Annotated in this window: 12 protein-coding genes; 4 read left to right on the plus strand and 8 right to left on the minus strand. The window is 61.0% G+C overall.

Features of this window, described 5'->3' with window-relative positions:
* Positions 1 to 34: 34 nt before the first annotated feature.
* Together argE and AB1S50_RS01665 are read right to left on the minus strand one after the other, a co-directional pair.
* Positions 35 to 1,192 carry an acetylornithine deacetylase gene (argE, locus tag AB1S50_RS01660; protein ID WP_367148634.1) on the minus strand — a complete coding sequence of 386 codons (1,158 nt, stop codon included), beginning with the start codon at positions 1,190 to 1,192 and terminating at the stop codon, positions 35 to 37.
* Between the two features lie 142 nt (positions 1,193 to 1,334).
* Positions 1,335 to 2,213: a DMT family transporter gene (locus tag AB1S50_RS01665; protein WP_367148635.1), complete on the minus strand. Its 879-nt coding sequence runs from the start codon at positions 2,211 to 2,213 to the stop codon at positions 1,335 to 1,337.
* 17 nt (positions 2,214 to 2,230) lie between these two features.
* Between AB1S50_RS01665 and AB1S50_RS01670 the strand changes: the two genes are divergently transcribed.
* On the plus strand, positions 2,231 to 2,689 hold the full coding sequence (locus AB1S50_RS01670; RefSeq protein WP_367148636.1) for a DUF6314 family protein: 459 nt from the start codon (positions 2,231 to 2,233) through the stop codon (positions 2,687 to 2,689).
* An 8-nt stretch (positions 2,690 to 2,697) separates the two neighbouring features.
* On the opposite strand, the gene AB1S50_RS01675 is transcribed toward AB1S50_RS01670, so the two are convergent.
* The 3 genes from AB1S50_RS01675 to AB1S50_RS01685 all read right to left on the minus strand — a co-directional run bounded on the left by AB1S50_RS01675 (position 2,698) and on the right by AB1S50_RS01685 (position 5,570).
* Positions 2,698 to 3,507 (minus strand): PhzF family phenazine biosynthesis protein, encoded by an 810-nt coding sequence (locus AB1S50_RS01675; RefSeq protein ID WP_367148637.1) that lies wholly within the window; start codon positions 3,505 to 3,507, stop codon positions 2,698 to 2,700.
* Positions 3,508 to 3,608: 101 nt separating this feature from the next.
* Positions 3,609 to 4,883 carry an inorganic phosphate transporter gene (locus tag AB1S50_RS01680; protein ID WP_367148638.1) on the minus strand — a complete coding sequence of 425 codons (1,275 nt, stop codon included), beginning with the start codon at positions 4,881 to 4,883 and terminating at the stop codon, positions 3,609 to 3,611.
* A 9-nt stretch (positions 4,884 to 4,892) separates the two neighbouring features.
* Entirely contained in the window at positions 4,893 to 5,570 is a 678-nt protein-coding gene (locus AB1S50_RS01685; protein ID WP_367148639.1) for a TIGR00153 family protein, read from the minus strand.
* A 151-nt stretch (positions 5,571 to 5,721) separates the two neighbouring features.
* On the opposite strand from AB1S50_RS01685, the gene AB1S50_RS01690 reads away from it, so the two are divergent.
* The 3 genes from AB1S50_RS01690 to AB1S50_RS01700 all read left to right on the plus strand — a co-directional run bounded on the left by AB1S50_RS01690 (position 5,722) and on the right by AB1S50_RS01700 (position 11,410).
* Positions 5,722 to 7,494: a GspE/PulE family protein gene (locus AB1S50_RS01690; RefSeq protein WP_367148640.1), complete on the plus strand. Its 1,773-nt coding sequence runs from the start codon at positions 5,722 to 5,724 to the stop codon at positions 7,492 to 7,494.
* Between the two features lie 24 nt (positions 7,495 to 7,518).
* Positions 7,519 to 10,386: a bifunctional [glutamate--ammonia ligase]-adenylyl-L-tyrosine phosphorylase/[glutamate--ammonia-ligase] adenylyltransferase gene (glnE, locus tag AB1S50_RS01695; RefSeq protein ID WP_367148641.1), complete on the plus strand. Its 2,868-nt coding sequence runs from the start codon at positions 7,519 to 7,521 to the stop codon at positions 10,384 to 10,386.
* 70 nt (positions 10,387 to 10,456) lie between these two features.
* Positions 10,457 to 11,410: a branched-chain amino acid transaminase gene (locus AB1S50_RS01700; protein ID WP_367148642.1), complete on the plus strand. Its 954-nt coding sequence runs from the start codon at positions 10,457 to 10,459 to the stop codon at positions 11,408 to 11,410.
* 53 nt (positions 11,411 to 11,463) lie between these two features.
* Here AB1S50_RS01700 and AB1S50_RS01705 read toward each other — a convergent pair whose 3' ends face one another.
* From AB1S50_RS01705 to AB1S50_RS01715, 3 genes are read right to left on the minus strand one after another with little or no spacing between them, the layout of a single operon-like run.
* Entirely contained in the window at positions 11,464 to 12,807 is a 1,344-nt protein-coding gene (locus tag AB1S50_RS01705; RefSeq protein WP_367148643.1) for a UDP-glucose dehydrogenase family protein, read from the minus strand.
* Complete coding sequence (locus AB1S50_RS01710; RefSeq protein ID WP_367148644.1) at positions 12,804 to 14,114, minus strand: O-antigen ligase family protein; 1,311 nt, start codon at positions 14,112 to 14,114, stop codon at positions 12,804 to 12,806. The genes AB1S50_RS01705 and AB1S50_RS01710 overlap by 4 nt, the downstream gene beginning before the upstream one ends.
* On the minus strand, positions 14,095 to 15,114 hold the full coding sequence (locus AB1S50_RS01715; RefSeq protein WP_367148645.1) for a glycosyltransferase family protein: 1,020 nt from the start codon (positions 15,112 to 15,114) through the stop codon (positions 14,095 to 14,097). Before AB1S50_RS01715 ends, AB1S50_RS01710 begins: the two co-directional genes overlap by 20 nt.
* Positions 15,115 to 15,175: the final 61 nt, after the last annotated feature.

The following is a 15,175-nucleotide window of genomic DNA, read 5'->3' on the forward strand; positions in this document are numbered from 1 at the left end:
GACAGGGCGCCGGTTTCCCCTTGCAAATATAAGCTTACAGGCAAAACTTGGCGATCAGTCCGCGCAGTATGTCTACCATCGGCTCTATGCGCTCCTGCCCCAGATACTCGTCGGGCTGGTGAGCCTGATCGATATCGCCGGGCCCCAGCACTATGGTGTCTATGCCCATGCGTTTGAAATAGGGCGCTTCGGTGGCGAAGGCGACGCTTTCCGCCCGGTGTCCGGTGAGTTTTTCTGCGGTTTGAACCAGCTCGCTGTGGCGATCCTGCTCAAACGCCTCGGTGCCGTCAAACAGTGCCCGGCACTGCAACTGCACCTGTTCTTCACTGACACTGTCCTGCAGGCGCCGCTCCAGTTCCCCGCACAGATCTGCCAATGCCATGCCCGGCAGGGGGCGCAGGTCAAACTGTAATTCCGCTGAGCCACAGATGCGATTGGGGTTGTCACCGCCGTGGATACAGCCCAGGTTCATGGTGGGAACCGGCACCGCAAACCCGGGGTTTTGGTAGCTGTCCTGCCACTCGGCCCGCAGTGTCAGCAGCGCGCCGATGACCTTGTGCATCGCCTCCAGCGCGCTGGCGCCCAGGGCCGGGTTGGAGGAGTGGCCGGAGCGGCCGGTGATCCGCACCGCCTGCATGGTGATGCCCTTGTGCATATGCACCGGTTTCAGGCCCGTGGGTTCCCCCACCACCGCGTAGCGCGCGCGCGGGCGGCCGGCCTTTACCAGGGCCCTGGCACCCGCCATGGAGGTTTCCTCATCGGCAGTGGCGAGAATGATCAGCGGCTGCCGCAGGGGTTTGTCGAGAAAGGTTTTTGTGGCTTCGATGGCCAGGGGGAAAAAGCCTTTCATGTCCGCAGTGCCGAGCCCGTACAGGCGGCCATCGCGCTCCCGCAGCTGGAAGGGGTCCGACTGCCAGCGGCCCTCGTCGTAGGGCACTGTATCCGTGTGTCCGGCCAGTACCAGGCCGCCGTCGCCAGGGCCGCCCGCGGATAGTGTGGCGATCAAGTTGGCTTTGTGGGGCTGCCCCGGCAGCGGCAGGATTTCGGCCTTGAAACCGAGTGTTTCCAGCCAGGCGGCGAGCAATTCGACCACCGCCAGGTTCCCCATATCCAGTTTGGGGTTGGTGGCGCTGACACTGGGAAGTGCCACCAGTTGCTCTAGCTGCCGCATCAGGTTTGGAACTGTCGCCATCGTCCGCCTCATTCTGTGCTGTTTCTACACAAGGGTCCACGTGATTGGCCGTCAACCAGGCAGGCAAACCCTTGGCCTTTCCGTTGGATCGCCGATACTCAAATAGTGGCGCAACAGCCTCTGGTGCGAAAGTCCGTGTCGCTTAATCCGGCAGACCGGCAGCTGCTGTTCTGGTGCGGCCCCGGTTGTAGCGGCCACTGACAACCACCGCCGCCACGATGACCACGCCGCCAACAAAAAGCCGGGTAAGGTCGGTTTCGCGATTCCAGAGTAACAGATTCACCAACAGCCCGGCGGGTACCAGTGCGTTGTTCATGGCCGCCAGGGTAGCGGCGGATACCTGGGTGGCGCCTTTATTCCACAGAAAATATCCCAATCCGGAGGCGACGATACCCAGCCACAGGAGCACCGCCCATTGTTCCACCGTGTGCGGATAGTTGGGCGTCCCGAGTCCCCACCAGGCGCCGGTGGCCACCAACAGGGCTCCCAGGTAAAACCAGCCGAAGGTCTGGCGCACCGGCAGGCGGGGGTGGGTTTGTGCGAACCGTCGATAGGCGACCTGGCCGAACGCGAAGCAGAGATTGGCGCCCTGCACGACGCAAAAGCCGCGCCAGAACTCGCCGGACAGATGGTCCCAGCGAATGATTGCCGCTCCAAATACCGCCACCGCGGCAATCAGCAGATTCCAGCCCGACAGCTGCTGTGTCAGCAGGTCGTAGATCAGTGCAAGGTACAGGGGGGTGAAGATGGTAAACAGCAGTACTTCCGGCACACTAAGCAGCAGAAATGACTGATAATAAAACAGGTACATCAGCCCCAGCTGGACCGCGCCTATACCCATCAGGGCAAAGGCGCTACGGGCCGGCAGGCCGCGCCATTGCAACAGCGGGAGAAATACCAGTGCAGCGAGAAATACCCGGCTCAATACCGAAAAATAGCTGTCCACCTGTCCGGCCAGGTAGACGCCGATCAGACTGAAAGAAAAGGCCCAGAGGGCGGTGACAAATATGAGTAGTGGCATTGGAAGAAAGGTGTCTCGTGGGCGATGATCAGCGCCGGGCGCTGGCCTGCCTGTGGCAGTGCCTGGGCCGGGTGAGCGAATTTAGTTTTACCGCCAGCAATGGCCCCGGCTCTGCCACCGATTGGCACGGTCACGGGCGCGGTCAGGTTGTAGCCGAAACAGCGGCCTCACAGTTACTGTTCGAGGAAAGCGCGCATTTTACCCATAGCGACGGGCGTCGGGTCAAAATGCAAAACCGCTATCGCTGGACTCTGTTGCAGGACAGCCTGAAGCTGGAACACCTGCGCCGCGCTGTGCCGGTACTCTTGTTTGAATTGGCGCCAGTCACCGCCCACGGCTTCCGCCAGGTGACTCCCCATCATTGCGGTCGCGATACCTATACCGCTGAACTGTTACTGCACCGGCCGGATATCGAGCTGATCTGGCAGATACAGGGACCGCATAAAAATGAGCGGCTGCACTACCACTACTGGTGAACAACCTGCTAGAGCCTGATTTCACCGCGCATATAGGTCACGGCCCTACCCCGCAATATCACTCTGTTGCTTTGCAACTGGCATTCCAGCACTCCTCCGCGGGCGGAGATCTGCCGCGCCTGCATTTGTGCCAGGTCCAGCTTTTCCGCCCAGTATGGCGTCAATAGGGTATGCGCAGAGCCGGTTACCGGATCTTCGTCGATGCCGACATTGGGGGCGAAAAAACGGCTGACAAAGTCGCATGGGTACTCATCGCCGGTGGCGGTGCACACCACTCCCTGGTACGGCAGGGCGGCAACGGATCGCATGTCCGGTTTCAGTGCCGCCACCTGGGCGGCACCGGCAAATTCCAGCAGCAGTTTTCCCCCTTCACTTTCTTCCCTGACCGCGTTGCGTGGCAGACAGCCGAAGGCCTGCTTTAAGTTGTCGGCAAAAGCCCCGCTGGTGGTCAGGGGCTGCATCTTCTGCGCGGGAAAGTCCATCGAGATCAGATCCTTCTCGCGCTGCACCCGCAGCTCGCCGCTCAGGGTACTAAAGAGAATCTCCCGGTGCCCGCAGCCAAGCTCGGTCCACAAAAGGTGCGCGGCCGCGAGGGTGGCGTGGCCGCAAAGGGGGACCTCCGACGCTGGAGTGAACCAGCGCAATTGGAACCCCGCCGCGCTCGGCACGGTAAAGGCGGTTTCCGACAGCTGGTTCTCGGTGGCTATCTGCTGCAGCAGGTCATCGGGCAACCACTGTTCGAGAGGCACCAGGGCTGCCGGGTTGCCTCCAAACAACTCCGCTGTGAAGGCATCGGCCTGAAAAATGGGTAGTCGCATGAACATTCCTTTTGCGGGTGGCACGGTGGTGCAAAAAAAAGGGAAGCGCATAAGGCTTCCCTATTTTTATCAGAGCAAAAGACCGGTTGCTAGAACAGGCCCTAGCCGAATATGCCTTTAAAGAAAAAGAAAAACAGGATGGCAAGGCCGGCGCCAGCCGGCAATGTGACCACCCAGGAGGCGGCAATGGTGGTGACCATACGCAGGTTGAGGGCGCCGATACCTCGGGCCAGGCCAACGCCCAGCACAGCACCTACCAGGGTGTGAGTGGTGGAGATCGGCAGGCCGGTTCCTGAGGCCAGCACCACTGTGGCCGCCGCACCCAGCTCGGCGGCAAAGCCGCGGCTCGGCGTCAGTTCAGTGATCTTGCGGCCAATGGTGGCCATGACCTTAAAACCGTAGGTAGCCAGGCCCACGACGATTCCCAGTCCGCCCAACAGCAGTATCCACGAGGGCATGGTGGCCTTTGCGGTAACCGCCCCCTGCTGGATGGTATTGACCACCGCCGCCAGCGGTCCCACGGCATTGGCGACGTCGTTGGAACCGTGGGCGAACGCCATGGCGCAGGCGGTAAAAATCATCAAAATCGCAAATACCCGCTCCACATTGGCAAAGCGGTTTTCTTTTTCCCGCTCCGGGTCGCGCTTGACGCGCTTGAGCATCACCACACCCACAGCCATAACCACCAAGCCGACAATGGCCGCTATACCGGCATCCTGTATAAAGCTCAGCTGGATAGCGGCATCCTTGAACACATGTTTGAGACCCTTGGTCAGAGTCACCATGGCGATCATCCAGCCTACGGCAAACATGTAGAAGGGAATGTAGCGCTTGGCATTGCTGAAGGGATCTTCGGTATTGAGGATCAGCCGCTGCACGCTACGAAACAGCATGAATGAAATGGTGCCTGCCAGCACCGGGGATACGACCCAGCTGGCAACAATGCTGCCCACCTTGCCCCAGGAGACCGCGTCGACGGAAATGCCTACCGCGGAAAAGCCGACGATAGCGCCGACAATGGAGTGGGTGGTGGACACAGGCCAGCCGAGGATACTGGCGATCAGCAGCCAGGTACCGGCAGCCAGCAGCGCCGAGAGCATACCGTAGACAAGTAGCTGTGGCTGGTCGGAGAATATCTCCGAATCGATGATGCCCTTGCGGATGGTGGCCGTGACCTCTCCGCCCGCCAGATAGGCGCCGGCGAACTCAAATACCATCGCGATCAGAATTGCCTGCTTGATGGTCAGCGCCCGGGAGCCCACGGAGGTGCCCATGGCGTTGGCAACGTCGTTGGCGCCTACACCCCAGGCCATAAAAAAGCCGAAAATACAGGCGAGAATCAGCAGAATAGTGCCGTACTGGCTGATAATTTCCACGGTGCCCCCTTAGCGTGCCAATAACAATTGCAATCGGTTACCCACGCTGTGGGCGCGATCGGCCAGGACGCCGATCCATTCAATGACCCGGTAGAGGAAAATTACATCCACCGGTGGCAGTTCTTTTTCGATTCCGAACAGCTGCGCGCGGATTTCCACTTCCAGCCTGTCGGACTCGCGCTCCAGGTCGTCCAGTTCCTCGGTCATACGCTGGACGATTTCCACTTCCCGGCCCGCGAAACCGGATTCCAGCAGCTCATCCAGTTCGTTGATGGCCCGCAACGCCTGGGCCGAGGCGGCTACGGCGCTGTCGACAAAGGTTTTCATCTTCGGCTGCAGATCCGCGGGGATCTCCATCTTGCGGCCCGTGGCCAGCCCGGCGATATCCTGGGCGGTATTGGCCACTTCGTCCTGGGCCCGCAGCAGTTCCAGCAGGTCGGAGCGGGATACCGGCAGAAACAGGCTGTTGGGCAGGTGCAGGCGCAGGTCGCGCTTGATATCGTCGGCGTGATTTTCGCTGGCAGAAATGCGTTTTTGCAGTGTTTCCGCCGTTTCCAGGTCGCGCTCCATCAGGGCAGCAAAGAAGGGCACCAGGTCGGCGGCGGCCTGCTGGGCGGCGGCCATGTGCTCCTTGATGGGTTTGATGGGGGACTGGCCAAACAGGTTGGCGATGTTGGACAAGGGCATGGTGAGCTCCGTTGCTCTGGACGCAAGCGCGGCATGGTACCCCAAGATGTGCGCAGCGCGGTAATTCGGGGCAAAGTGCACTGTGGTACGGCGCCGATAGAGCTACAATGCGCCGTCAGGCCAATCGAAAATAGATGATGGAGTGTCCGCTATGGGGGCCAGATTGACGGACAGGGTACTGGACTTGCCGGGTTTGCTGGAGGAGCTGGTGTCGGCGGGGCTGGTGAGTCGCAGGGATGCCAACCGCCTGGTGGGGACGCCGCGCTCCGCCGAACAGGCGCAGATGCACCCGCTCACATATATCGCCAGCTGTGCACTGGAGCACCAGGGCGACGCCGGTGGGGTGCTCGGCGCGGAACTTCTGACCCAGTGGCTGGCGGATGCTTCGGGCCACGACATCTATCACATAGACCCACTCAAGGTGAATGTGGCTGCCGTCACTGAAGTGATGAGCTTCCAGTTTGCCAAGCGCCACGAAATTTTGTGTGTCGAAGCGGGTCCCGAGGAACTCCTGGTCGCCACTGCTCAGCCCTATACCAGCGGTTGGGAGGAGCAGCTGGGGCACACCAGCGGCCGGCAGATCAAACGGGTGGTGGCGGACCCGGCGGATGTGCGGCGCTACTGTGTGGAATTCTATTCCCTGGCCAATTCCATTTCCGGGGCCAGCGGTCTCAAGGGTAGCTCCTCTTCCGGTAACTTCGAACAGTTGCTGGAGCTGGGCAGTCTCAAGGACCCGGACGCTAACGACCAGCATATCGTCAACATCGTCGACTGGTTGCTGCAGCACGCTTTCGATCAGCGTGCCAGTGATATCCATATCGAACCGCGCCGCGAAATAGCGCGTATCCGCTTCCGGATCGACGGTGTGCTGCACCCGATCCACGAGTTGCCGGATCAGGTCAACGCCGCGGTGACCAGCCGCCTGAAAATACTGGGCCGCATGAATGTGGCCGAAAAGCGCAAACCCCAGGACGGCCGCATCAAAACCAAGCGCCCGGACGGCAGCGAAGTGGAGCTTCGTCTGTCCACACTGCCCACCGCCTTTGGTGAGAAACTGGTGATGCGGATCTTCGACCCCGAGGTACTGGCGCGCTCCTATAGCGACCTGGGGCTCAGCGGCGACGACCTGGCGCGCTGGCAGGCGATGCTGGGGCGCCCCAACGGCATAGTGTTGGTCACCGGCCCCACAGGTTCCGGCAAGACCACCACCCTGTACACCGGCCTCAAGCAGCTGGCCACCAGTGCGGTCAATGTATCCACCATCGAAGATCCCATTGAAATGGTGGAGGAGAGTTTCAACCAGACCCAGGTCCACCACACCATAGGGCTGGATTTTGCCGCCGGTATCCGCACCCTGATGCGCCAGGATCCGGACATCATTATGGTGGGGGAGATCCGCGACCTGGAGACAGCACAGATGGCGGTTCAGGCGGCGCTGACCGGCCACCTGGTTATTTCCACTCTGCACACCAACGATGCCCCCACCGCTGTGACCCGCCTGCTGGACCTGGGGCTGCCACACTATCTACTGAAGTCCACAGTGTTGGGCGTGATGGCCCAGCGCCTGGTGCGCACCCTCTGTCCGGCGTGCAGGCAGGAGGGCGCTGTCGACGACGGCGACTGGCAGGCGCTGGTACGGCCCTGGAAGGCGCAGTCACCGCAAACCGTATACCTGCCGGGGGGCTGCCTGGAATGTCGCAACACCGGCTACCGGGGCCGGCAGGGGATCTACGAGATACTGCCGTTCAGCACGTCAATCCAGGCCCTGGTGACCGCCGACTGCGATCTGGAGCAGCTGCGCCGCCAGGCCATGCGTGAGGGTATGAGCAGTCTGCGGCTGTCCGGTGCCAGAAAAGTCGCTGCCGGTATCACCACTGTGGCGGAAGTACTGCGGGTGGCACCGCCACCGGACATCGCTTTTTGATCTCTGCCGTGACACGACCTGAGTATGATGAGCTCCCCTATGTTTGACCCGGATATCTGTCCCGTGGCGCTGCAACCGCTTTTACAGCGGCGCTGGCACCATTGGGTGGACTCGGTAGAGCCGGAAATTGCGTTCGAGGTGGAGGCGCTGCTCGGCGACGGGGACAATCAACTGGCGCTCGCCCGCTGCCTGGTGGGCTCTGAATTTTTCCTGCAACAGTGCTGCCGTTTCCCGACGCTGTTGCCGCAACTGCTGCAACGGGATGATCTGGGGTTGTCCGCCGATGGGCTGGGCGTTATCGGCACAGAGGCGGAATTGCAGTCGGTCCTGCGGCATCTGCGCAACCGGGTTACGGCCGAAGTGATCTGGCGCGATTTTGCCGGTCAGTGGGACATTCCCACCGCCTGTGGACGACTCACGGATCTGGCGGAACTCTGTATTCAGGTGGCGCTGGACTGGCATCACCGGGCACTGGTGTCCCGCTATGGTGAGCCCCGCGATGGATTGGGGCGGCCACAGTCACTGCTGGTGCTGGGTATGGGCAAGCTGGGTGCGCGGGAATTGAACTTGTCCTCCGATATCGACCTGATTTTCGCCTTCCCGGAGCCCGGCCATACGGATGGTGCAGAGGCGCTGGAAAACCAGAAGTTTTTTCAGCGCCTGGGCCAGCGCCTGATTAAGTCCCTCGACACCATCACCGCCGGCGGTTTTGTGTTTCGTGTGGATATGCGCCTGCGTCCCTATGGCGACAGCGGCCCGTTGGTGAGCCATTTCGCCGCTCTGGAGGATTACTACCAGACCCAGGGGCGGGAGTGGGAGCGCTTCGCCATGGTCAAGGCGCGCCCAGTGGCGGGAGATCCGGAGGCCTGTGCCGAACTGATGGAATTGCTGCGGCCCTTTACCTACCGCCGCTATATCGACTTCAGCGCCATCGATGCCCTGCGGGAAATGAAAGCACTGATTCAGCGCCAGGTGCGTGCCCGTGGGCTGGACAACAATATCAAGCTGGGGCCCGGCGGTATTCGCGAAGTCGAGTTTATTGCCCAGGCCTTCCAGCTGATCCGCGGCGGGCGCGAGCCGGCCCTGCGCGAGCGCAATCTGCTAAAGCTGCTGCCGCTGCTGGAGAGTGACGGACATCTGGCCCAGGGGGTCGCGCAGCAACTGGTAAACGCCTATCTGTTACTGCGCAGAGTGGAGCATGCGCTACAGGCGGAGCGGGATCGGCAAACTCAGTCGCTGCCGGCAGAATCGGAGCACTGCGAGCAACTGGCGTTTGCTCTGGGTCGGGCGAACTGGGTGGCGCTGGAAACCGAATTGAAGGCGGCGCGGAGGGTGATTGAGCGGGAATTCGATCGGGTGATTGCACCACCTGAAGAGATTGCCGAGTCCAATGCTGCCGAGGAGTTGCAGAGCCTGTGGCTGGGGTGCGGTAGCGACGCGGGGAAGGAAGCCAATCTGGCCACACTTGAGCGGGCGGGGTTTGCGCCGCCCGGCGAGGCGCTGCGGCTGCTGTCGGAACTGGCAGGCGCGCGGATCGTTGCCGCGTTACCCAATACCGCACGGGTGCGGCTGGACCGCTGCATACCGCTGTTGCTGGCGGCTGCGGCGGGAGAGCCACAGCCGCTGCTGGCGCTGGACAGGGTGTTGCCCCTGATACGCGCGGTGCTGCGGCGCAGCGCCTATCTGGTTCTGATCAACGAAAACCCGCCGGTGCTGACACAGCTGCTGCGCCTGTGCAGTGCCAGCCCCTGGATCGCTGATCAATTGGCGCGCCATCCCATCCTACTGGACGAACTGCTGGACTCGCGCCGGTTGTTGGTGCCAGCCACGGCGCGGGATATTGCTGACGAATTGCGCCGCGACCTGCTGCGGATCGACCCGGACGACCTGGAAACACAGATGGAGGCCCTGCGCCACTTCAAGCAGGGTCAGAGCCTGCGTATCGCCGCTCAGGAAGTGAGTGGCGCCCTGCCATTGATGAAGGTGAGCGACTCCCTCACCTGGCTGGCGGAGGCCATCCTGCAGCAGGCGCTGCAGCTGGCCTGGGCCCAGCAGCGGGATAAACACGGCCTGCCTCCCGGCACATCCGACGAGGACATGCGCTTCGCCATCATCGCCTACGGCAAGCTCGGCGGTCTGGAGCTGGGGCACGGGTCCGACCTGGATCTTGTCTTCGTGCACGATGCCGATCCCGGGCAGGTGACTGACGGCGCCGCCCCCATCGACACTGGCCGTTTTTACACGCGCCTGGCCCAACGCCTGATCCATATACTGCAGACACGCACCCTGAGTGGCCCGCTGTACGAGGTGGACACGCGGTTGCGCCCCTCCGGCAATTCGGGCCTGCTGGTGACGCCGCTGGTGGCGTTCGGCAAATACCAGCGCGAGAGCGCCTGGACCTGGGAGCACCAGGCGCTGGTAAGGGCGCGCCCGGTGGCCGGCAGCCGCCGTCTGAGTGGCGATTTCGAGCAGCTGCGGCTCGAGCTGCTATGTACACAGCGCGATGTGCAAACATTGCGCGGGGAAGTGGTAACAATGCGCGATAAGATGCGTGCGCACCTCGACAGCAGCAATAATCAAACATTCGATTTGAAGCAGGGGCGCGGCGGTATTGTCGATATTGAGTTTATGGTTCAATATGCTGCTCTGGCCTGGGCGCACAGGGCGCCATCGATAGTGCGGTACTCCGACAATATCCGCATTCTCGACAGCCTCATTGAGGCGGGCCTGATGCCGGCCCACCAGGCCGGTCATTTGATCGATGCCTACAAAGCCTACCGATCCGAGAGTCACCGTCTGGCATTACAACGACTGCCGGGCGCTGTTGACAATAATCAGTTCAAAGCGGAGAGAGAGACCGTCTGCAACTGCTGGCAGCAGCTGCTGGGCTGAGCCAGGCCGCGGGCCGCTCTAAGCTTAAACTGTGTCTGTGGTCCGAGTTACGGTTTTGTAGGAGTTCATCATGTCTTTTGCCGATCGCGACGGCGTTATCTGGTTCGACGGCGAGCTGGTTCCCTGGCGGGATGCCCGGGTCCATGTGCTCACCCACACACTGCACTATGGCATGGGTGTCTTCGAGGGTGTGCGCGCATACGGGACCGACAGCGGCACCAGCATTTTTCGTCTGCACGACCATAGCCGCCGACTGTTCCGCTCCGCCAAGATTATGAATATGGCCATGCCATTCGATTTGGAGCAGATCGACGAGGCCCAGCGGATGGTGGTGCGGGAGAACCACCTGCAGCAGGCGTACCTGCGGCCGATGGTATTCTACGGATCCGAGGGTATGGGTCTGCGTGCCGACGCCCTGCGCACCCACGTGATTGTGGCGGCCTGGGAGTGGCCCAGTTACATGACGCCGGAAGCGCGTGAACTGGGTATCAAGGTGAACACCTCTTCCTATACGCGCCACCACGTCAATATCAGTATGTGCAAGGCGAAGGCCAATGGCAACTACATTAACTCCATGCTGGCCCTGCAGGAGGCGGTCCGCAATGGCTGCGAGGAGGCGCTGCTGCTGGATCCGGAGGGCTATGTGGCCGAGGGCAGTGGGGAAAATGTGTTTATCGTCAGCGACGGCGTGCTGTTTACCCCGGAGCTGACCTCCTGTTTGGACGGCATCACCCGCAACACTGTCATCGAGCTGGCGCGTGAGTGCGGTCACCGGGTGGTGGAAAAACGCATTACCCGCGACGAAGTGTATATCGCCGATGAGGCATTTTTTACCGGTACTGCCGCCGAAGTGCTGCCGATCCGCATGCTGGACGGCCGCACTATCGGCCGGGGTCGCCGCGGCCCGGTCACCAGGCGTTTACAGGAATTGTATTTCGACGTGGTGCAAGGGCGCAGCGCGGCACATCGGGGCTGGCTGACCGATGTGTTGGACCCGGTCGAGCCGCAGGCTTATGGGGCCTGACCGGCTTGCGCCTACCGCATGCCACAGAATGTGGTAGGTGATCGGCTCTTCCCCTATCCGGCGGTGTGGATATCCGGGCGGCCGACACAATAGTAGTGGAAGCCAGCCTGGCGCATCTCCTCCGGCTCGTACTGGTTGCGGCCGTCGAAGACCACCGGTGCTTTCAGTGCGGCTTTCACCGCATCGGTATCCAGGGCCTTGAATTGCTGCCACTCAGTGGCAATGATCAGCCCATCGGCGCCTTCCAGGGCCTTTTCCTTGGTGTTGCACAGCTCCAGGTCCTCCCGGTCCCGATAGAGACGCCGGCACTCCTCCATCGCCTCCGGATCGTAGGCGCGCACCGCGGCACCCTGTGCCCACAGCCGTTCCATCAGCATGCGGCTGGGCGCCTCGCGCATATCGTCGGTGTTTGGCTTGAAGGAAAGGCCCCAGAGGGCGAGGGTCTTGCCCTGCAGGTCGCCCTGGTAGTGCCCGCTGATCTTGTCGGCCAGATAGTGCTTCTGTTGCTGGTTGCGGGATTCCACCGCGGTGAGGATATCGGCGCTCAGGCCCCATTGTTTTGCCGAGGAAATGAGGGCTTTGACATCCTTGGGAAAGCAGGAGCCGCCGTAACCGATGCCGGCGTAGATAAAATGGTAGCCGACGCGAGGGTCTGAGCCGATGCCTTTGCGCACCGCCTCTATGTCCGCACCCACCCGGTCGGCGATATTGGCCATCTCATTCATAAAACTGATCTTGGTGGCCAACAGGCAGTTGGCGGCGTATTTGGTTAACTCCGCGCTTTTTACATCCATTACCAGGATTTTTTCGTGGTTGCGGTTGAAGGGTGCATACAGGTGACGCAGCTTCTGTTCGGAATCCCACTCCGAGGTGCCGATGACAATACGATCGGGGCGCATACAGTCGGCGACCGCGGATCCCTCCTTGAGAAACTCCGGATTGGAGATTACATCGAACGCCAGCGCAGCCTTGTCGCGTTGCGCCAGAGTGGCGTCCACGGCTGCACGCACCTTATCCGCCGTGCCCACCGGCACGGTGGACTTGTTAATAATGTATTTTTTGCACTCCATATGTTTGGCGATGGTCGTGGCTACTGCCAGCACATGGCGCAGATCCGCGGATCCATCTTCATCCGGTGGCGTGCCCACGGCGATAAAGATCAGTTCACCGTGCCCGACCCCTAAGGCGGCATCAGTGGAGAAAGACAGGTTGCCGGTGGCTACGCTGTTTTTCACCATCGGTTCCAGGCCCGGTTCGTAGATGGGGATTTGCCCCCTTTGCAGGCGGGCGATCTTGTCCGCATCGATATCAATACAGACTACTTTGTTGCCGGCTTCCGCCAGTACTGCGGCTTGCACCAGGCCCACATAGCCGGTTCCGAATACGGTGACATTCATTTGTTTGACTCTGTTGTTATGGTTGCAAAACCACTGTACTGGGATGGCAGCTGCTGCCTGCTGGATGCTTTTTGCAGCACCGTGGCCTGAAGTTGGCTGCGCGCCAGCAGCAGCGCCAGCGGAATCCAGTAGAAAAACCAGATATAGGAGGGTTTTACCAGCGGCTGCTGGGCGTAGATGGCCATTGCCAATGTGCCGAAGCCAAACCAGGCGGCGATGAGTCCCGGTATCCAGGTCAACAGTTGCTCCCGGGACAATACTGTATAGACGGCGCCCAGGCCCTGCCAGGCACAGGCGGTCAACCCGAGCAGACCGGAAAAGCGGGCCACATCCAACAGGTAATTGTGTGGATGCGGCAACAGATGATGCAGTTTAATAAACTGTTTGTGCACCAGTCCCGATCCCAATAGGGGTGCCTGAACAAACTCTCGCCAGGCTTGGCCCCAGAGTTCCAGGCGGACCGAGTAGGCATTGCTTCTGTGCAGGAGAGGCAGGTCGCCAAACAGCGCCAGATATCCCAGCGGCAGCGCCGCCAACGCCGCCAGTAAAAGCAGGCCCCGCAACAGACGCGAACCGCTAATAAAGGCCGCCAGCAGTAGCGCGCACAATGCCATGACCAGGGGCAGCTTGGTTTGCGACAGGACTATGTAGAGGCAGGAAACAACCAGTCCGCTCCAGGACAGCCAGCGCCAAGGGCGGGCTGACTGTGCGATGCCGTAACAGCAAAACAGGGCGTGAAAGCCGAACAATAGGCCGGTTTTGTCGATATCGCCCTCCAGGGAAATACCGCGGATGCGGCGAAAGCGCAGAAGGTCGTCGTCAAGCCCGTAGGTGATCAGCGAGGCCAGACCGGAAACCAGTCCCACTGCGATCAGTGCCAGCAGCCACTGGTGCAGCGCCCTGTCGCCGCGGCGCTCCAGCACCAGATAAGTACCACAGTAAAACAGTGCCAGGTAGAGCACCAGTTTGAAATAAAAGCTGGTTTTTCGCTGGACATCGGCGACATCGGCGGATGCCCACAATGTCGACAGTGCCAGCACCAGTGGCAGGGTACAAAAGGCGGCAAACTGCCAGGACCAGATGAAACGGTAATCCCTCCGCCAGAGCATCAGCAGCAGGGCGGCCGGCAGCAGAGTGAGATAAAAGGCGGTCTGCACGCCCGCCACTTTCGGGGCCAGGTAGAAGCCGCACAGCAGCAGGAACATGCCCCCATAGGCCAGCGTTGACAGTCCCGCTATCCACTTTGAGTCCTGCTGGCGATACAGGCCGGGAGAGAGGATTGCGTTGTTAATTTCTGATCCAGACATAATCGTGGCTGTAGGGCAAATTCATGGCGCTCTCGACAATATACTGCGCGTAGAGCCTATTGTTGATTTCGAGGTGGAAAAACGCTCGGGCACGACTGGCCCAGTGTCGCCGCCTGGCATCATCTTCGTGGAACTCCAGCAGGCGCCGCAGCAGCGACTCCTCACTGTCGAAGTACACCAGGCTCTCCGCCGGCATAAACTCGTCGAAGCGCGCTGCGGCATGGGTGAAAACCAGCAGGCCATTGCCCGCCATCTGGGCGATCCGCGCCGAGGAGTACCATTGCAGTCCCTCCTGCCGGTTGAGGTTCAGGCCCATTTTGCTGTCGCCGAGCATGCGGTCATAGTCCCGTCCCCAGACGGTCGGCTGGTCGAACATTCCGGGTGTGGCGAAGCGAAAATCCTGCGGGAGTCGCCCGCGGAGGTAATCGATCAGTTTGCCGCGCTCCGTATAGGCCTGGGCTTTGCTGCAGAACAGCAGATCCACGCTCTGGTTGCTGTGGGCGCTGCAGTCCCAGGTTTCCACCGCCGGGTCCACCGGGTTGGGCATATGCCACAATGTTGCCCGCTTGCCCTCGAAGCGCGCCAGTTCCGCGACACCGGTAGAGACAAACATGGCGTCGGCAACTTCGCAGCGCCTGGCGATATTGGCGGCGTTTCGGGGGACGAACAAAGGGTCGTTATTGCATGCGGCTATGACCGTTTGCGGCCGCATACGGCGAATCTCCGCAAAGGTCTTGTTGTCGATCAGGTCGCAGTGGCCAAATACCAGTAGGTCTGGCTCGAATGCCTCCACGGCCTGTAGCAGTCGGCGGTTGACCTTTTTGCGGCTGGCGAGTTCGCGAATGCGCAGCGGCGCTTCGAATGCGGCCACATCGCGGTCGCTGAAAGCCAATACGTTGTGACCGGCGCGCACCAGGCCGGTATATAGCTTGATCGCCCAGCTAACGCGGGTATGGCCATATTTCCGCTGTTGGTGATTGTCGACGTGGATGATACGCATAGGATCTGGTGTGCCGCTGGGGTTATCTCTCGCCGCCGGTCGACAGGATTTTGCAGAATAA

The organism is Microbulbifer discodermiae (assembly GCF_040742695.1).
GTDB lineage: Bacteria > Pseudomonadota > Gammaproteobacteria > Pseudomonadales > Cellvibrionaceae > Microbulbifer.